The sequence below is a fragment of the Variovorax sp. Varisp85 genome (assembly GCF_047304045.1).
Taxonomy (GTDB): Bacteria; Pseudomonadota; Gammaproteobacteria; order Burkholderiales; family Burkholderiaceae_C; genus Variovorax.
In genome coordinates, this window is sequence record NZ_JBGLYN010000038.1 from 39,852 (window position 1) to 57,412 (window position 17,561).

General features: G+C 66.1%; 18 protein-coding genes and 2 tRNA genes. 16 read left to right on the forward strand and 4 right to left on the reverse strand.

Going from position 1 to position 17,561, the window contains the following annotated elements; all coding sequences use genetic code 11:
- The first annotated feature begins 7 nt into the window (after window positions 1-7).
- From uvrC to ACCC97_RS16475, 3 genes are read left to right on the forward strand one after another with little or no spacing between them, the layout of a single operon-like run.
- Window positions 8-1,972, forward strand: coding sequence for an excinuclease ABC subunit UvrC (gene uvrC / locus ACCC97_RS16465; RefSeq protein WP_413314533.1), 1,965 nt, complete (start codon window positions 8-10; stop codon window positions 1,970-1,972).
- A gap of 48 nt (window positions 1,973-2,020) precedes the next feature.
- Window positions 2,021-2,587: a CDP-diacylglycerol--glycerol-3-phosphate 3-phosphatidyltransferase gene (gene pgsA / locus ACCC97_RS16470; protein WP_007830693.1), complete on the forward strand. Its 567-nt coding sequence runs from the start codon at window positions 2,021-2,023 to the stop codon at window positions 2,585-2,587.
- Window positions 2,584-3,471 carry a DMT family transporter gene (locus ACCC97_RS16475; protein WP_007830697.1) on the forward strand — a complete coding sequence of 296 codons (888 nt, stop codon included), beginning with the start codon at window positions 2,584-2,586 and terminating at the stop codon, window positions 3,469-3,471. Before pgsA ends, ACCC97_RS16475 begins: the two co-directional genes overlap by 4 nt.
- Window positions 3,472-3,489: 18 nt before the next feature.
- Here the strand turns inward: ACCC97_RS16475 and ACCC97_RS16480 are convergent, their stop codons facing one another.
- Window positions 3,490-4,449 carry a LysR family transcriptional regulator gene (locus ACCC97_RS16480; protein ID WP_413333907.1) on the reverse strand — a complete coding sequence of 320 codons (960 nt, stop codon included), beginning with the start codon at window positions 4,447-4,449 and terminating at the stop codon, window positions 3,490-3,492.
- Window positions 4,450-4,520: 71 nt separating this feature from the next.
- Between ACCC97_RS16480 and ACCC97_RS16485 the strand changes: the two genes are divergently transcribed.
- From ACCC97_RS16485 to ACCC97_RS16510, 6 genes are all read left to right on the forward strand, one after another.
- Entirely contained in the window at window positions 4,521-5,441 is a 921-nt protein-coding gene (locus ACCC97_RS16485; RefSeq protein WP_042673028.1) for an alpha/beta fold hydrolase, read from the forward strand.
- Window positions 5,438-6,523, forward strand: a complete 1,086-nt coding sequence (locus tag ACCC97_RS16490; RefSeq protein WP_007830702.1) for a tartrate dehydrogenase — start codon at window positions 5,438-5,440, stop codon at window positions 6,521-6,523. The genes ACCC97_RS16485 and ACCC97_RS16490 overlap by 4 nt, the downstream gene beginning before the upstream one ends.
- Window positions 6,524-6,742: 219 nt before the next feature.
- Window positions 6,743-7,015: an HU family DNA-binding protein gene (locus tag ACCC97_RS16495; protein ID WP_007830705.1), complete on the forward strand. Its 273-nt coding sequence runs from the start codon at window positions 6,743-6,745 to the stop codon at window positions 7,013-7,015.
- Between the two features lie 29 nt (window positions 7,016-7,044).
- Window positions 7,045-7,120, forward strand: a tRNA-Val gene (locus tag ACCC97_RS16500).
- A gap of 78 nt (window positions 7,121-7,198) precedes the next feature.
- Window positions 7,199-9,115, forward strand: a complete 1,917-nt coding sequence (locus ACCC97_RS16505) for a SurA N-terminal domain-containing protein (RefSeq protein ID WP_413333910.1) — start codon at window positions 7,199-7,201, stop codon at window positions 9,113-9,115.
- Between the two features lie 115 nt (window positions 9,116-9,230).
- Window positions 9,231-9,905 carry a histidine phosphatase family protein gene (locus ACCC97_RS16510; RefSeq protein WP_413333912.1) on the forward strand — a complete coding sequence of 225 codons (675 nt, stop codon included), beginning with the start codon at window positions 9,231-9,233 and terminating at the stop codon, window positions 9,903-9,905.
- Window positions 9,906-9,921: 16 nt separating this feature from the next.
- Here the strand turns inward: ACCC97_RS16510 and ACCC97_RS16515 are convergent, their stop codons facing one another.
- Both ACCC97_RS16515 and ACCC97_RS16520 read right to left on the reverse strand, forming a co-directional pair.
- The gene (locus ACCC97_RS16515; RefSeq protein WP_007830714.1) at window positions 9,922-10,257 is read right to left on the reverse strand and encodes a hypothetical protein; all 336 of its coding nucleotides are present in this window, start codon (window positions 10,255-10,257) and stop codon (window positions 9,922-9,924) included.
- Between the two features lie 40 nt (window positions 10,258-10,297).
- A complete protein-coding gene (locus ACCC97_RS16520; RefSeq protein WP_413333914.1) occupies window positions 10,298-10,546 on the reverse strand; it encodes a GlsB/YeaQ/YmgE family stress response membrane protein in 249 nt (82 codons plus the stop codon).
- Between the two features lie 275 nt (window positions 10,547-10,821).
- Here ACCC97_RS16520 and ACCC97_RS16525 point away from each other — a divergent pair.
- Together ACCC97_RS16525 and ACCC97_RS16530 are read left to right on the forward strand one after the other, a co-directional pair.
- Window positions 10,822-10,897: transfer RNA gene (locus tag ACCC97_RS16525), tRNA-His, on the forward strand.
- 290 nt (window positions 10,898-11,187) lie between these two features.
- A complete protein-coding gene (locus ACCC97_RS16530) occupies window positions 11,188-11,532 on the forward strand; it encodes an H-NS family nucleoid-associated regulatory protein (RefSeq protein WP_007830718.1) in 345 nt (114 codons plus the stop codon).
- Window positions 11,533-11,616: 84 nt separating this feature from the next.
- Here ACCC97_RS16530 and ACCC97_RS16535 read toward each other — a convergent pair whose 3' ends face one another.
- Window positions 11,617-12,603 (reverse strand): NADPH:quinone oxidoreductase family protein, encoded by a 987-nt coding sequence (locus tag ACCC97_RS16535; protein ID WP_413333916.1) that lies wholly within the window; start codon window positions 12,601-12,603, stop codon window positions 11,617-11,619.
- A 127-nt stretch (window positions 12,604-12,730) separates the two neighbouring features.
- On the opposite strand from ACCC97_RS16535, the gene surE reads away from it, so the two are divergent.
- The 5 genes from surE to rlmD all read left to right on the forward strand — a co-directional run.
- Complete coding sequence (gene surE / locus ACCC97_RS16540) at window positions 12,731-13,489, forward strand: 5'/3'-nucleotidase SurE (RefSeq protein ID WP_007830722.1); 759 nt, start codon at window positions 12,731-12,733, stop codon at window positions 13,487-13,489.
- A 1-nt stretch (window position 13,490) separates the two neighbouring features.
- Window positions 13,491-14,264, forward strand: a complete 774-nt coding sequence (locus ACCC97_RS16545) for a protein-L-isoaspartate(D-aspartate) O-methyltransferase (protein WP_413314527.1) — start codon at window positions 13,491-13,493, stop codon at window positions 14,262-14,264.
- A gap of 11 nt (window positions 14,265-14,275) precedes the next feature.
- Window positions 14,276-15,187, forward strand: coding sequence for a peptidoglycan DD-metalloendopeptidase family protein (locus ACCC97_RS16550; protein ID WP_007830726.1), 912 nt, complete (start codon window positions 14,276-14,278; stop codon window positions 15,185-15,187).
- Window positions 15,188-15,191: 4 nt separating this feature from the next.
- Window positions 15,192-16,238 carry a sigma-70 family RNA polymerase sigma factor gene (locus ACCC97_RS16555; protein ID WP_413333919.1) on the forward strand — a complete coding sequence of 349 codons (1,047 nt, stop codon included), beginning with the start codon at window positions 15,192-15,194 and terminating at the stop codon, window positions 16,236-16,238.
- A gap of 30 nt (window positions 16,239-16,268) precedes the next feature.
- Window positions 16,269-17,561: 23S rRNA (uracil(1939)-C(5))-methyltransferase RlmD (gene rlmD, locus ACCC97_RS16560; RefSeq protein WP_413333921.1), on the forward strand; the 1,293-nt coding region annotated here is incomplete at its 3' end.

The following is a 17,561-nucleotide window of genomic DNA, read 5'->3' on the forward strand; positions in this document are numbered from 1 at the left end:
AGCCGCCATGTCAGACGTGCATTCCGATCAATTGCTCAGCGAAGTCGCGGCCCTGCCGCAGCTGCCGGGCGTCTACCGCTACTTCGACGCGGCCGGCGCCGTGCTCTATGTGGGCAAGGCGCGCAACCTCAAGAAGCGGGTCGCCAACTACTTCCAGAAGAACCACGGCGGCACCCGCATCGGCCACATGATCTCGAAGATCGTGCGCATGGAGACCACGGTGGTGCGCTCCGAGGCCGAGGCGCTGCTGCTCGAGAACAACCTGATCAAGACGCTCAAGCCGCGCTACAACATCCTGTTTCGCGACGACAAGAGCTACCCCTATCTCAAGATCGCGTCGCACCAGTTCCCCCGGCTGGCGTACTACCGCGGTGCGGTCGACAAGAAGCACCGCTACTTCGGGCCGTACCCGAGCGCCTGGGCGGTGAAGGAATCGATCCAGCTGCTGCAGAAGGTGTTCCGCCTGCGCACCTGCGAAGACACGGTGTACGCCAACCGCACGCGGCCTTGCCTGCTGTACCAGATCAAGCGCTGCAGCGGGCCGTGCGTCGGCTACGTCGCGCCCGATGTCTATGCGCAGGACGTGGCCAGCGCCGAGGCCTTCCTGATGGGCGATACGCAGCTCGTGCTCTCCAAGCTCGAACAGCGCATGACTGCGCACGCCGAGAAGCTCGAGTTCGAGCAGGCGGCCGAGCTGCGCAACCAGATGTCCGCCATCTCGCGCGTGCTGCACCAGCAGTCGATCGAGATCGCGTCCGACAAGGACGTGGACATCCTGGCCGTGAAGGTGCAAGGCGGCAAGGCCTGCGTGAACCTGGCGATGGTGCGCGGCGGCCGCCACCTGGGCGACCGGCCGTACTTTCCCGTGCATGTGGAAGACGCGGCGCAGATCCACCACGGTGAACTCGACGATGAAGAAGAGGGTGGTCCGCCCGCCGCGACCGACCCGATCGAGGTGCAGGTGCTCGAGGCCTTCATCGCCCAGCACTACATCGACGTGCCGGTGCCGGCCACGCTGGTGCTGAGCGAGCAGGTGGGCCGCGAGCTGATCGAGGCGATTTCGCTGCAGGCCGGCACGCGCGTGACGGCGGTGTTCCAGCCGCGCGAGCAGCGCCGGCACTGGCTCGAAATGGCCGAGACCAACGCCAAGCTGCAGCTGGCCCGGCTGCTCGCCGAGGAGGGCTCGCAGCAGGCGCGCACGCGCGCGCTGGCCGATGCGCTGGAGCTGGCATCGGACGATCTCGACAATTTCCGCGTCGAATGCTTCGACATCTCGCACACCGCGGGTGAGGCGACGCAGGCTTCATGCGTGGTGTTCGAGCACCACGCCATGCAGAACAAGGAGTACCGCCGCTACAACATCGAGGGCATCACGCCCGGCGACGACTACGCGGCCATGCGCCAGGTGCTGCACCGCCGCTATGGCAAGCTGGCCGAGGCGATGGCGGCCGAGACCGACGCCCTGCCTCCGGGCGATGCCGAGAGCGACGGCAGCGAGGCGCCGGTGAAGATCAAGGCCGCGCGCATGCCCGACCTGGTGCTGGTCGACGGCGGCAAGGGGCAGGTGTCGATGGCGCGCGAGGTGTTCAGCGAACTGGGCCTGCCGCTGTCGCTGATCGTCGGGGTCGAGAAGGGCGAGGGCCGCAAGGTCGGGCTCGAGGAACTCGTGTTCGCCGACGGCCGCGAGAAGGTCTACCTGGGCAAGGACTCGGCCGCGCTGATGCTGGTGGCCCAGATCCGCGACGAGGCGCATCGCTTCGCCATCACCGGCATGCGGGCCAAGCGCGCCAAGGTGCGGGTCGGCGGCAGCCAGCTCGAGGACATCCCGGGCATCGGACCGAAGCGGCGCGCGCGGCTGCTGCAGCGCTTCGGCGGCATCCGGGGTGTGGCGGCGGCGAGCGTGGAGGACATCGCGTCGGTCGAGGGGATCGCCTCCGACCTGGCGGAGGAAATCTACAAGGCGCTGCACTGAGGGCGCGACCCCCGTTGGGGGTTAATGCCGCCATGACACAATCAAGCGATGTTCTGGACCCTGCCGACCATCATGACCTGGACGCGCATCGTCGCGATCCCCCTGATCGTCGGCGTGTTCTACCTTCCGATCAGCGAGCCGATGCGCAACCTGATCGCCACGGTGATGTTCATCGTCTTCGCCGCCACCGACTGGCTCGACGGCTTCCTGGCGCGCCGGCTCAACCAGACCTCGGCTTTCGGCGCCTTCCTCGATCCGGTGGCCGACAAGTTCCTGGTGTGCGCCTCGCTGCTGGTGCTGGTGCACCTGAACCGGGCCGACGTGTTCGTGGCGCTGATCATCATCGGCCGCGAGATCGCCATCTCGGCGCTGCGCGAATGGATGGCACAGATCGGCGCAAGCAAGAGCGTGGCGGTCCACATGATCGGCAAGGTCAAGACGACCGTGCAGATGATCGCCATTCCGTTCCTGCTTTTTGACGGGCACCTGTTCCGGGTGATCGACACCGGCGTCTGGGGCCAGTGGCTGATCTGGATCTCGGCCGTGCTCACGATCTGGTCGATGGTGTACTACCTGCAGAAGGCCATTCCCGAAATCCGGGCCCGCACCAAATGACCGCGGCAGCCGCGGCCCGCAACGCGGGCTGGCTGCGGGCAATGCCGGCGGTCTTCGTGTTGATCTGGAGCACGGGCTTCATCGTCGCGCGCTACGGCATGCCGTATGCGCCACCCCTCAAGTTCCTGGCCGTGCGCTATGCGTTGTCGCTGGCTTGCTTCGGCGTGTGGGTCGCGCTCGCGCGGGTCGCGTGGCCAAAGCAGCGCGCGCAGTGGGGGCACCTGGCGGCCACGGGCATCCTGATGCAGGCCGGCTACCTGGGCGGTGTGTGGGCCGCGGTGCGGGAAGGCATGGGCGCGGGGCTGGTGGCGCTGCTGGTCGGCATCCAGCCGGTGCTGACGGCGGTCTGGCTGTCTTTCCACGGCGGCCGCATCTCGCAGCGGCAGTGGGTCGGGCTGGGGCTTGGTTTCGCGGGCCTGGTGCTCGTGGTGCTGCGCAAGCTCGGGCAGGGCGGCGAGGTGAGCGTGCTGACGATGGGGCTCACGCTGATGGCGCTGGTCTCGATCACGGCGGGAACGCTGTACCAGAAGCGCTTTGTCGCGCCATGCGACGTGCGCAGTGCGAGCGCGGTGCAGATGGCGGCCGCGCTGCTTGTCACATTGCCTTTCGCGGCGTTGGAGTCGGAGAGCATCCAGTGGAACCTGCACTCCGGCGGCGCAATGGCGTGGTCGGTGCTGGCGCTGTCGCTGGGCGGCAGTTCGCTGCTCTACATGCTGATCCAGCGCGGCACAGCCACGGCCGTCACGAGCCTGCTGTACCTGGTGCCGCCCTGCACGGCCGTGATGGCGTGGCTGTTGTTCTCCGAGCCGATCACGCTGGTGACGGTGCTGGGCATTGCGCTCACTGCGGTGGGGGTGAGCCTCGTGGTGCGCAACGGCCGCTGAGCGCCGGCGCTTTTCTCTTCAGCGCGTATCGGCCTTGCCCGGCTTCCAGGGCTCGCCGCGGAACTGTTCCACCAGGTGATCGACCAGCAGGCGCACCCGCCGAGGCGTCTTCGGCCGCCAGGGCGCGATCCAGTGGATGTCCGCTTCCGCCATCGCGTATTGCGGCAGCACGCGCACCAGTTCGCCGCTCGCGAGTTGGGGTGCGATGTCCCACAGGCTGCGCAGCATGACGCCATGCCCGGCCACGCACCAGTCGCGCACCATCTCGCCCGAGTTGCTGGCCAGCGGCCCCTGCACACGCACGCGCGCCGTGCTGCCGTCGCGCACATGGCGCAGGGTCCAGAGTGCGTACTGGCGCTGGCTGGCATCGCCGTTCTCGCGCGCGACCAGGCAATCGTGCGAAGCCAGCGCCTCGACGGTGCCGGGCGTGCCGCGGCGCTTCAGGTAGGCGGGCGAGGCGGCCAGCACGCGCTGGTTGCGCGCGATGCGCCGCGAGATCCAGTCGGCCGCACGGCGCTGCTGCACCGCCCAGAGCCAGACCGCGCCATCGTAACCCTCGGCGCCGAGGTCCGGCAGTTGCTCGGTCAGCAGCAGTTCGATCTGCAGTGCAGGGTGCCGCGCCTGGAAAGTGGCCAGCGCCGGCCCCAGCCAGCGGCGGCCGAAGCCGAAGGTCGCGGCCAGGCGGACGGTGCCGGTCAGTTCGTTCTGGCGTTCTCCGAGTTCGCTTTCGAGGGCGGCGAAGCCGTCGAGCAGCGCTCGCGCATGCAGGCAGACCGCCTCGCCCTCGGCCGTGACGCTGAGCCGCCGGGTGGTGCGCTCGAAAAGGCGCTGGCCCAGGCGCGCCTCCAGCGCGCCCAGCCGCTTGGTGATGACCGAGGGCACGACGTTGAGCGTGGCCGCAGCGCTCGCCAGGCTGCCCTGGTCGCGAATGGCCAGCACCAGTGCCAGGTCGCCACGATCCATCGAGAGAGGACTCATGCCATATCGGAAAGTATGAATTGGCTGATTGTTGCTTGATGATCGTCCGGGCGCAACGCACAATCGTTTGCGTGACAGCCTCCTTCCTTTCCTTTCCCACTTTCGATATTGAGCGCGATAGCGTGCGCATCCACGGCCGCATCGGCGGGCGCGGTGCTCCCTTGCTGCTGCTGCACGGCCATCCGCAGACGCATGCGATCTGGCATCGCGTGGCTCCGACGCTGGCCGAGCGGTTCACCGTGGTCGCCGTCGACCTGCGCGGGTATGGCGATTCGGGCCGGCCTGCAGTTGATGCCGAACACGTGGTCTACAGCAAGCGCGAGATGGCGCTCGACGCGCTCGCCGCCATGCGGCACCACGGCTTCGAACATTTCGGCGTGCTGGCCCATGACCGCGGCGCGCGCGTGGCGCACCGGCTCGCCGCGGACCACCCCGACGCAGTCGAGCGGATGCTGCTGCTGGACATCGCACCCACGCTCGCGATGTACGAGCACACCTCCGAAGCCTTCGCCAAGGCCTACTGGCACTGGTTCTTCCTGATCCAGCCGCCGCCGCTGCCCGAGGCGCTGATCGCATCCGACCCCGCACGCTACGTGCGCAGCGTGATGGGCGGGCGGCATGCCGGCCTCGCGCCCTTCGCGCCCGAGGTGCTGGCCGAATACGAGCGCTGCGCCGGCATCGCGGGCACGGCCGAATCCATCTGCGAGGACTATCGCGCCTCCGCCACCATCGATCTCGTGCACGACCGCGCCGACATCGCCGCCGGCCAGCGCCTGGCACAGCCGCTGCGCGTGCTGTGGGGCGAGCACGGCGCGGTCGGCAAGGCCTTCGACGTGCTCGCGCTGTGGCGCGAACGCGCGGCCGAAGTGTCGGGCCGCGCGTTGCCGTGCGGTCACTACGTTCCCGAAGAAGCGCCGGGCGAGTTGCTCGCCGAGGCGCAGGCATTCTTTTCGCCTTTCACCCATCTCGAACGAGCAGGAGCCACACCATGAGCACCCACAGAATCGCAGTCATCGCCGGTGACGGCATCGGCAAGGAAACCATGCCCGAGGGCCTGCGCGTGCTCGATGCTGCGGCGCGCAAGTTTGGCATCGACCTGAAATTCGACCACTTCGACTTCTCGAGCTGGGACTACTACGAGAAGCATGGCCAGATGCTGCCCGACAACTGGAAGGACCAGATCGGCGGGCACGACGCCATCTTCTTCGGCGCGGTCGGCTGGCCCGAGAAGATCGCCGACCACGTCTCCCTGTGGGGCTCGCTGCTGATGTTCCGCCGCGAGTTCGACCAGTACATCAACCTGCGTCCCGCGCGCCTGATGCCCGGCATCATCGCGCCCGTGGTGCGGCGCGACGGCACGCCGCGCGAGCCCGGCGAGATCGACATGTACATCGTGCGGGAGAACACCGAGGGCGAGTACTCCAGCATCGGCGGGCGCATGTACCAAGGCACGCCGCGCGAGATCGTGGTGCAGGAAACCGTGATGTCGCGCATCGGCGTCGACCGGGTGCTGAAGTTCGCCTTCGAGCTCGCGCAGTCGCGGCCGAAGAAGCACCTGACCAGCGCCACCAAGTCGAACGGCATCTCGATCACCATGCCGTACTGGGACGAGCGCGTGGCCGAGATGGGCAAGAACTACCCGGGCGTCAAGCTCGACAAGTTCCACATCGACATCCTCACGGCGCACTTCGTGCAGCGGCCCGACTTCTTCGACGTGGTGGTGGCGAGCAACCTGTTCGGCGACATCCTGTCGGACCTGGGGCCGGCCTGCACCGGCACCATCGGCATCGCGCCGAGCGCCAACCTGAATCCCGATCGCACCGCGCCGTCGCTGTTCGAGCCGGTGCATGGCTCGGCGCCCGACATCGCCGGCAAGGGCATCGCCAACCCGATCGGGCAGATCTGGTGCGGCGCGATGATGCTGGAGTTCCTGGGCCACAAGCAGGCGCACGACGCCATTCTTTCGACCATCGAAAAGGTGCTTGCGCCCCAAAGCGGAGCGCCGCGCACCCCCGACATCGGCGGAACGGGCAGCACCAGCGACGTGGGCAAGGCGATCGCCGCCGCCCTTTGAGCCGCCCTGAAAAAGGGCTTCACGAAAGGCCTCTAAAATCGCGCGCTCCGCTGATCGGCATGGCTTCGCGTCTTATTGACACCCTGCAGACCAGTGGTTGTAATCCTCGCTGGCAGCGCGCTGCCGAGGCGTCAGTCTTGCCAGGCTCTGGGGTCGCATCGTTTGCGGCCAGGTCGCAGCTGACGGAAGCCGACCAACTTTTTCCTACAAGGGGCCCTTGTGAACAAGACCGAACTGATTGAGCACATCGCAAAGAACGCCGATATTTCCAAAGCCGCAGCGACGCGTGCACTCGAATCCACTATTGGCGCCATTCGCACCACGCTCAAGAAAGGCGGCTCCGTTTCGCTCGTCGGTTTCGGCACTTTTGCAGTAGGCAAGCGCGCGGCCCGCACCGGCCGAAATCCCCGCACCGGCGACGCGATTAAAATCAAGGCAGCCAAGATCCCGAAGTTCCGTCCGGGCAAGGCGCTGAAAGACGCGCTGAACTAAGACGTTAGACTCGGAAAGTATTCCCGGTGGGGTGCTTAGCTCAGTTGGTAGAGCGGCGCCCTTACAAGGCGTAGGTCGGGGGTTCGAGCCCCTCAGCACCCACCACCCACCCGATGCAAAGGCGAACCGCAAGTTCGCCTTTTTTATTGCCGTCCGACAGCCGTCGAAAAAGAGTGTTCAAGCATGTTTGATACCTTCCGCAAGTACAACAAGGTCGTCATGATTTTCTTGTTCTTGCTGATCATTCCCTCGTTCGTGTTCTTCGGCGTCGAGCGCTATCAGGGATTCGGGCGCGACGAGAAGGTCGCCCGCATCGAAGGGCACGACATCACGAAGCCCGAATGGGATCAGCAGCACCGCGTTGAGACGGACCGTATTCGCCAGCAGTCGCCCAACGTCGACCCGACCTTGCTCGAGTCGGATGCATTGCGCTACGCCACGCTGGAGCGCATGGTGCGCGACCGCGTGCTGGCCGCCGCGGCGGCCAAGGTCAACATGACGGTGTCCGAAGAGCGCCTGTCGCGCATCTTCGCGCAGGACCCGGGCCTGGCCGCGTTCCGTACACCCGACGGCAAGTTCGACCGCGAGGCCTTCCAGCGCGTGACCGGCCGCACGCCGGAGCAGTACGAAGCTTCGGTGCGCTCCGACATGGCAACGCAGCAGGTGCTGCTGGGCGTCTCCGGCACGGCCTTCACGCCGCCTGCATTGGCCGCCACGACCATCAATGCCTTCTACGACAGCCGCGAAATCCAGGTGGCGCGCTTCGGCCCCGACAGCTTTGCTTCGAAGGTGACGGTGAGCGATGCCGACATCGAGGCCTACTACAAGGGCCACACGGCGCAGTTCCAGGTGCCCGAGCAGGCCAGCATCGAATACCTCGTGCTCGACCTCGACGCGGCCAAGAAGAACGTCGTCGTGAACGAGGCCGACCTCAAGACCTACTACGAACAGAATGCCGCGCGCTTCGGCACCAAGGAAGAGCGCCGTGCAAGCCACATCCTGATCACCGCGCCGTCCAGCATGCCCGCGGCGGATCGCGAAAAGGCCAAGGCCAAGGCCGAGCAGTTGCTGGCCGAAGTGAAGAAGTCGCCTGCCAGCTTCGCCGACGTTGCACGCAAGAATTCGCAGGACCCGGGTTCGGCGGAGAAGGGCGGCGACCTCGACTTCGTGACGAAGGGCGCCATGGTCAAGCCTTTCGAAGACGCGATGTTCGCGCTCAAGAAGGGCGAAACCAGCGGCGTCGTCGAAACCGAATTCGGCTATCACATCATTCGCCTGACCGACATCAAGCCGGCCGTGGTGCCGCCTTTCGAGCAGGTGCGCGCGACCATCGAGAACGACATGCGCTCGCAGCAGGCCACGCAGGAGTTCGCGAAGGCCGCCGAAGCATTCACCGACGCCGTCTACCAGTCGCCCGACAGCCTCAAGCCCGCTGCCGAGAAGCTGAAGCTCACGATCCAGACGGCCAACAATGTTGCGCGCGTGCCCGCACCGGGCAGCACCGGCCCGATGGCCAGCCGCAATTTCCTGAGCGCGCTTTTCGCAACCGATTCGCTTGAACGCAAGCAGAACACCGAGGCGATCGAAGTCGGTCCGAGCCAACTCGCATCGGGCCGCGTGACGAAGTACACGCCTGGACATCCGGTGCCGCTGGCCGACGTCAAGGACAAGATCCGTGCGCAACTCATTGCCGAACGCGCCTCGGTGCTCGCCAAGACCGAAGGCGAAGCCAGGCTCGCCGCGTGGACTGCCAAGGCGGACGGTGCGACTTTCGGCGCGCCTCTGACCGTTTCGCGCCGCGAAGCGCAGTCGCAGCCACTGCCGGTCATCGATGCCGCGTTGCGTGCCGACCCTTCCAAGCTGCCCGCACTCGTGGGCGTGGACCTCGGCGCGCAAGGCTATGCCGTGGTCCGCGTGACCAAGGTCGTTCCGCGCACGCCGCCGGCGCCCGAACTCGCGAAGCAGGAACAGGCACAGGTCGGCCAGTCCGTGGCTGCCGCAGAAGACGCCGCTTACTACAACCTGCTGAAGGACCGTTTCAAGGCCGAGATCCTGGTGCCGAAGCCGACGGAGCCGCTGCCGCCCGCCGCGGGCCGCTGACGTACACAGCGTTGCCAGAGACAGCCCGAGCCGACCGCTCGGGCTTTTTTTGGCCCCCATGAATCGGTCGCCCGAGGGACAAGCTGTGGCTCGGCTTCTTGCCAGAATCCCGTGCATGGGAACCCTCTACCTCGTGCGCCACGGACAGGCCAGTTTTGGCGCTGCCGACTATGACAACCTGAGCGAACTCGGGCACCGGCAGTCCGTTCGCCTCGGCGAGTACTGGCGCGAGCGTGGCATGAAGTTCGATGCCGTCATCACCGGCACGTTGAAGCGCCATCGCCAGACTTGGGAGGGTATCGCCAAGGGCCTCGGCCTGGAGCGCGACGACGTGCTGCCGTGGCCCGGTCTCAACGAATACGACAGCGAGGCGGTCATCGCCACCATCCACGAAGGCAAGCTGGAAAAGCCCGATTCGCCTGAGATGTACCGCCATCACTTTCGCCTGCTGCGCGAGGGGCTGGGCGCGTGGATGCAGGGCAGGACGACGCCGGCCGGAATGCCGAGCTATGTCGACTTCATGGCGGGCGTGACGACGGCGCTCGACCATGTCCGCGGTAAGCACCATGGCGCAAAGGTGCTGGTGGTGTCGAGCGGAGGGCCGATCAGCACGGCGGTGGGCCATGTGTTGGGGACGAGCGCGGAGACGACGATCGAAATCAACCTGCGTATTCGCAACACGTCGGTGACCGAGTTCGCCTTTACACCCAAGCGGCACATGCTCGTGACCTACAACACGCTGCCGCATCTGGACGGCCCTGCCTACGAAAGTTGGGTCACCTACTCCTGAAGTACTTGCCGCCGCGTCAGGCCTGCCACACGCCGTAGCCGGCCTTGCGCAGCGCGATGCCGAGATCGACCTCCATCAGGCGCGCGTCCTCGTAGGTCATGGGGTTGTAGCGTTCGTAGAGCGCCGGCAGCAGGTGCAGGCCGAACTCCTGTACGAAGCTGTTGGCCTGGATGCCGGCCTTGTGCTTGTCGAAGCGGATATCGGGGTCCAGGCCGGTCATGCCGACGTAGACGAAGGGCTTGCCGAGTTGGTAGTCGGGGTTGGCCCGCCTGAAGCGGCGGTTGTTCCATACGCGGTCATCGAGCTCGACCACGTAGACATGATGCTTGGCGCGCGCTTTGCGGGGCATCATGATGGCCGTGCGCGTGAGGCGGCACGGCCCATTCTTCGCATCAGCTCTTGCGCTTGATCAGGCCGTAGATGATGAGCAGCACGATCGCGCCCAGCACCGATGCGATGAAACCCGCGCCCTGGCCGGCGGTGTACCAGCCCAGCGATTGGCCGACGTAGGTGACGATCAGCGAACCGGCGATGCCGATGATGGTCGTGACGATGAAGCCGGCGGAGTCATCGCCTGGCTTGACGGCCCGCGCCACAAGACCCACGACGAACCCGATCAGGATGGTCCAGACGATGCTCATGAAGAAATTCCTTTGAGATGTGGTGAAGTGGAGATGGCCAGAAGCCATGCCCGTTGGCGCGGGTCGCATTCATGATAGCGGAGCGATATGCCTGTCGGTGCCGGCGATGAAGATCGGACAGGCGGGCGAGAATTTTTGCCGATCACCGCGATCGCGACAGGCATCGAAGCGCCGGCGCCGATCCCGGCGGGGAGGCGAAATGTAGCTTTCGAGCCTCGCCATTGATTGCCTTCGTCAAAACAGCGATTTTTAACGCTACAATCGTAGGCTCTACGGTGGCTGTAGCTCAGCTGGTAGAGTCCCAGATTGTGATTCTGGTCGTCGTGGGTTCGAGTCCCATCAGCCACCCCAAAATATCTCCTTTGTGCTATTGCGCAATAGCGCTCAAAAAGGACCACAACGCCGGGTTTACCCGGCGTTGTCATTTCCGGCCGCCGCATCTTCTTCTGCCCGCGCGCCGCTCCCCTTTCTCTCTTTTTTTCTCGTCTTGCCCGTATATAAAGCGCCCGTCGCGGATGGCTTTATGTTGCGAGTTGTTGCAATGACGCAATGCGCCGCCGTTTTTTTCGCCGGGCAGGATGCTTGTGGCAAATGTAAACTGAATTAAAATCCACCCGTTTTCAATTTTCAGGAGTCCAACAATGGCTTCGACCCTCGCCGATATCAATTCCCAGATCAAGAAGCATGACGAGCAGATTGCGCAATTGCGCAAGCAGGCCGAAGACCTGCGCAACCAGGAACGCGCGGGCGTGGTCGAAGAGTTGCGCAAGAAGATCGCCGAATACGGTTTGACGGCCTCCGATCTGAAACTCACCGGCCGTGCGGGCGCCGTCAAGCGCAGTGCAGGCGTCGCGCCCGCCAAGGCTGCCGCCAAATACCGCGGCCCGACGGGCGAAACCTGGTCGGGTGGCCGTGGCCGCAAGCCGCGCTGGGTGACCGAGGCATTGGCTGCGGGCAAGTCGCTTTCCGAGTACGAGATCAAGTAAGCGCCCCTGGCTTCTCCGGGCTGTGGCCCAATAAAAAAGCCCGCATGTGCGGGCTTTTTTATTGGGCGTTCGCTGGTGGTGCGCTCAGTTCACCATCACCAGTTTTCCTTTGACGCCGCGCGAGCCCATGTGGGCGTAGGCAGCCTTCAATTCCGCCATGGGCATCGTGCTGTCGATCACCGGCTTGATCTTTCCCTGGCCGTACCACTGCGCCAATTCGGCCATCATCTGTGCATTGGCCTTGGGCTCGCGCCTGGCGAAATCCCCCCAGAACACGCCGACCAGCGAAGCGCCTTTCAGCAGTGTCAGGTTCAATGGCAGTGATGGAATCGGGCCGGACGCAAAACCGACAACCAAATAACGGCCGCGCCACCCAATGGAGCGAAAGGCGGGCTCTGCAAAATCACCCCCCACCGGGTCGTAAATGACATCCGGTCCTTTACCGTCGGTGGCGGCCCTGACGGCATCGCGAAAACCGTTGGGCAGTGCATGCGTCGTGTAGTTGATCGTCGCGTCGGCGCCGATGGAGCGGCAAAGCTCGCATTTTTCATCGGTGGAGGCTGCTGCAATCACTCTGGCCCCGGCAGCCTTTGCGATCTGGATGGCCGCCGTGCCCACGCCGCCTGCCGCGCCGAGCACCAGCACGGTTTCGCCGGCCTTGAGTTGCGCTCGGTCCATCAGTGCGTGCCACGAGGTGGCGTAGATCATGATGAAAGCCGCGGCATCGACGTGGCCGAAACCTTCGGGCAACGGCATGCACAAGGCCGCGGGTGCCAGTGTGTGGGTGCCAAAGCCGCCCGTGCCCGACAGGCAGGCCACGTTTTGCCCGACCTTGAGGTGCGTGACGCCGTCGCCGACCGCCTGGACCACGCCCGCGTATTCGGAGCCCGGCACGAAGGGCAGGGGCGGCTTCATCTGGTATTTGTTCTGCACGATCAGCAGATCGGGGAAATTCAGGCTCGCAGCCTTGATTTCGATCAGCACCTGGCCCGGGCCCGGGGTCGGGGTCGGCAGTTCCTTCCAGGTCAGCGCGTCGACGCCGGTGGGGTTTTCGCAAAGCCATGCGTGCATGCTCGAGTCTCCTTCGTGTGAGTCGGATGGGGCCAAAGAATGCGGGCGATGATAGGCGGCGCGGCAGGGTGGGCTTGTCCCTGCTGCGACGCACCCGGCGCCTACAATCCCGGGCATCCAGGACACCATGAAGATACTAATTTCCAACGACGATGGCTTTCAGGCGCCGGGCATCGTCGCACTGCATGACGCGCTCAGGGACATCGCCGATGTCGAGGTGGTCGCGCCCGAGCACAACAACAGTGCCAAATCGAACGCGCTGACCCTGGCGGCACCGCTCTATGTGCGCGAGGCGCACAACGGCTTTCGCTACGTGACGGGCACGCCGGCCGATTGCGTGCACATCGCGCTCAAGGGCCTGCTCGACTACCGGCCCGACCTGGTGGTCTCCGGCATCAACAACGGCGCCAACATGGGCGACGACACCATTTATTCGGGCACGGTCGGCGCGGCGATGGAGGCCTACCTGTTCGGCATTCCGGCCATCGCGTTCTCGCAGATCGAAAAGGGCTGGGCGCATGTGGATGCGGCCGCCCAGGTGGCGCGGCGGCTGGTGCAGCAGATCGAGCGCGAGCGCATGCTGGGAGGCGCCGCCTTCCTGCTCAACGTGAACGTGCCGAACCTGCCTTTCGACGAGCTGAAGCCCGTCAAGGTCTGCAGGCTCGGCCGCCGCCATGCGGCGGAGAAGGTAATCACCCAGGACAGCCCGCGAGGCGAAACCATGTACTGGATCGCCGGCGCAGGCGGCGCCAAGGACAGCGGCGAAGGCACCGACTTCCATGCCACCGCAGCCGGCCACATCGCGCTGACACCGCTGCAGATCGACCTGACCGACCACGCCAACCTTGGCCAATGGCGCGAGACGGTGGCCCGTCTCGGCAGTTGACATGGCCACGCAGCGGCCGAGTTTCCCCGTTCGCCTGACACCCACCGCTTCGGCCGCCACGCGAGGGCGCATGCCCGCCGTGCCGGCCAAGCCCATGGTGCCGTCCACGCCTTCGATGGCTTCCGATGCCGTGCGCGCGCGCATGGTGCAGAGGCTCGCGGCGCAGGGCATCTCCGATCCGCGGGTGCTGCGCGCAATGGGCGCCGTGGAGCGGCATCGCTTTGTCGACAGTGCGCTGGTCAACCAGGCCTACGAAGACACGAGCCTGCCGATCGGGTTGGGACAGACCATTTCGAAGCCCAACGTGGTGGCCCGCATGATCGAGCTGCTGATGGGCGCACCCGCGCTGGCTGGAAAGCCGCAGGACAAGCTCGGCCGCGTGCTCGAGATCGGCACCGGTTGCGGCTATCAGGCTGCGGTGCTGAATCATGTGGCCACCGAGGTCTACAGCATCGAGCGCCTGCGCGGCCTGCACGAACGCGCGCGCGCCAATCTGCGGCACTTCCGGCTGGCGACGGTACATCTGATGCTGGGCGACGGGATGATCGGCTATGCCAAGGGCGCGCCCTACGCCGGCATCATTGCCGCGGCTGGCGGCGAAGCCGTGCCCGAGGCCTGGATTGCGCAGCTCGCGGTGGGTGGCCGCATCGTGGCACCGACCCAGTCCGCAAGTGGTGGCCAGGCCCTTGTCGTCATCGACAAGACCCCGCGGGGACTGGAGCGCCTCATTCTTGAGGCGGTTCACTTTGTCCCCCTAAAATCAGGCATCGCTTGAAGGAATAACAAATGCAGGGTTTTGGCAATCGGAGTTGGTTCGCTGGCGTCACGTTGGCCTTTGTGCTCGTGATCGCGGGCTGTTCCACACCGCGCGGGCCGGCGCCGGTCGAAGACCGCGGCACTATGTCGCGCGCGCCTGGCGCAGCAGTGCCCGGCGGCCCGCCCATCACCACCGACGCCAACGGCAAGCCGCTCGCCGGCATCGAAAACTATGGCAAGCCCGGCTACTACGCCGTGCGTCCCGGCGACACCATTCGCCGCATCGGTGCCGACACCGGCCAGCGCTGGCAGGACATCGTTCGCTGGAACAGCATCGAGAACCCCGACCTGATCGAAGTCGGCCAGGTGCTGCGCGTGATTCCGCCGGCAGGTTCGGGAACGGTCGTCGCGGCCGCGCCTGCAACACCGCCCGCCGCTTCACCCGAAGGTGTGGTCACGAAGCCCGTGACGCCGCAGCCTGCGGTGGTGCCCTCGGCGCCCGCCAGCAGCGCGACGACCAAGCCGCCGGTCACGGCTTCGCCGGCCGGTCCCGGCAGCGGAAATGTGGGTGATGAAGACATCGGCTGGATCTGGCCTGCGAGCGGTTCGCTGATCGCGGGCTTCGATGAGGCCAAGAACAAGGGCTACGACATCAGCGGCAAGGCGGGCGACCCTGTGCTGGCCGCCGCCGACGGTCGCGTGGTCTATGCGGGCGCAGGCCTGCGTGGCTACGGCAACCTGATCATCCTGAAGCACAACAACACCTACCTCACGGCGTATGCCCACAACCAGACGCTGCTCGTGAAGGAAGACCAGTCGGTTCAGAAGGGCCAGAAGATCGCCGAAATGGGCAACAGCGACGCCGATCGCGTGAAGCTGCATTTCGAGATCCGCCGCCAGGGCAAGCCCGTCGATCCTTCGCGCTACCTGCCCGGCCGGTGATGCCATGGCTGCTTCCCGCCCCCGCCGCACGCTGTTGCCCGTGCGCGGGTTGGCGGGCAGGGGCAGCCCATCTCCCGACAACGGTCGGCATGAGTTCGTCGGTGAGAGCGTTCACCCGCCACCGGAAGAAGGCTTAGAACCACCAACGGCAGACGGCGCGCTGCCTGCAGGCACTGCGAGCGAACAAATCGGCGGCGAGGGCGCGGATGCGTTGACCATCTACCTGCGCCAGGTCCGTCGCACCGAACTCTTCACGCCTGCGCAGGAATACCAGACCGCATGCGCCGCGCGAGCCGGCGACTTCGCGGCGCGGCAATCGATGATCGAGCACAACCTGCGGCTCGTGGTCAATATCGCCAAGAGCTACCTGGGCCGTGGCGTGCCGCTGTCGGACCTCATCGAGGAAGGCAATCTCGGCCTGATGCACGCCATCACCAAGTTCGAGCCCGAACGCGGTTTTCGCTTTTCCACTTACGCGACCTGGTGGATCCGCCAGTCCGTCGAGCGCGCGGTCATGACGCAGGCGCGCGCGATCCGGTTGCCGGTGCATGTGGTGCGTGAGCTGCAGCAGGTGCTGCGGGCCCGCCGCGCACTCGAAGGTGACGCCGAATTCCTCGCGCACCGGCCCGATGGCGTGCGCGTGGAAGACATCGCCGCGCTGCTCGGCCGCGAGGTGCAGGCGGTGGCCGACCTGCTGGCCCTGTCCGAAGCCCCGCGCTCGCTGGACGCGGGTGACGCGCGCGGGGACGAGGGCTTCACGCTGGCCGACACCGTGGCTTCCGAGGACGGGCAGGGCAGCCCGACCGACGTGACGCACATGCACGAGGTGGAGCGCCTGCTCGACCAGTGGGTGCTCGCCCTCGATGCGCGCGAACGCGAGGTGCTGGAGGGGCGCTATGGCCTGCACGACCGCGAGCCCGAAACGCTGGAGGTGCTGAGCGTGCGCCTCGGCCTCACGCGCGAGCGCGTCAGGCAGATCCAGAACGAGGCGCTGGCCAAGATGCGCCGCCAACTGGCCCGCGCTGGCGTCGAGCGCGACGCGCTGTTCTAGCTGCCTCGGCCACGCTGAGACAATCGGGGGATGACGGAATCCATCGAAGAAAACAAAGCCCCCGCGAAAGTCCCCACGAATCCCGGTGAAGAGTGGCTGCAGGTCGAGTCTCTCGACCTCGACGCGCAGGGCGTATCGCACAAGGCCGACGGCATGGTCGTGTTCATCGAAGGCGCATTGCCTTTCGAGGAAGTGCAGTTCAATGTCCATCGCCGCAAGAACAACTGGGAGCAGGGCACGGTCACGGCCATCCGCCGCGAATCGTCGCAGCGCGTGCGCCCGGGCTGCCCCCATTTCGGCCTGCACACCGGCGCCTGCGGCGGCTGCAAGATGCAGCACCTGGATGCGGCCGCCCAGGTGGCCGTGAAGCAGCGCGCACTGGAAGACAACCTTTGGCACCTCGGCAAGGTCAAGCCCGAGAACCTGCTGCGGCCGCTCGAAGGGCCGACCTGGCACTACCGCTACCGCGCGCGCCTCTCGGTACGCCACGTGGTCAAGAAGGGCACGGTGCTGATCGGTTTCCACGAGCGCAAGAGCCGCTACCTGGCCGACATGCAGGTGTGCCCCGTGCTGCCGAAGCAGGTCAGCGACATGCTGATGCCGCTGCGCGCGCTCATCGGTTCGATGGACGCGCGCGAAACCTGCCCGCAGATCGAACTGGCCTGCGGCGACGCCCCCGACTCAACGCGGCTCGGCACCATCGCGCTGGTGCTGCGGCATCTTGAACCGCTCTCGCGCGCAGACATCGATCGGCTGAAGGCCTTTGCCGAGAAGAACGAGGGCGTTCAATGGTGGCTGCAGGCCAAGGGGCCGGACACCGTGAAGCTGCTGGAAGAGGGCGGCACGCCGCTGGCATACCGGCTGCCCGAGTTCGACGTCACGATGCCATTCAAGCCCACTGACTTCACGCAGGTCAATCCGCACATCAATCGGGCGCTGGTGGGCAAGGCATTGCGTTTGCTCGACGTGCAGCCCGAAGAGCGCGTGATCGACTGGTTCTGCGGCCTCGGCAACTTCACCTTGCCGCTGGCGAGCCGGGCTCGCGAGGTGCTGGGCATCGAGGGCAGCGACACGCTGGTGGCGCGCGCAACCGACAACTTCAACAGGAATCAGCCAGCGACGTCGGCCCGGCGGGCACTGTCGCCCGCCACTTTCGTGGCGCGCAACCTGTTCGACATGACACCGGAAATGCTTGTGGCCGACGGCAGTGCCGACAAGTGGCTGGTCGATCCGCCGCGGGCGGGCGCCGTGGCGCGGGCCCAGGCCCTGGCCGCCCCACAAAACCAGCCCGCCCGGCCGCCCCCGGGGGGGGCCCCCCCCCCG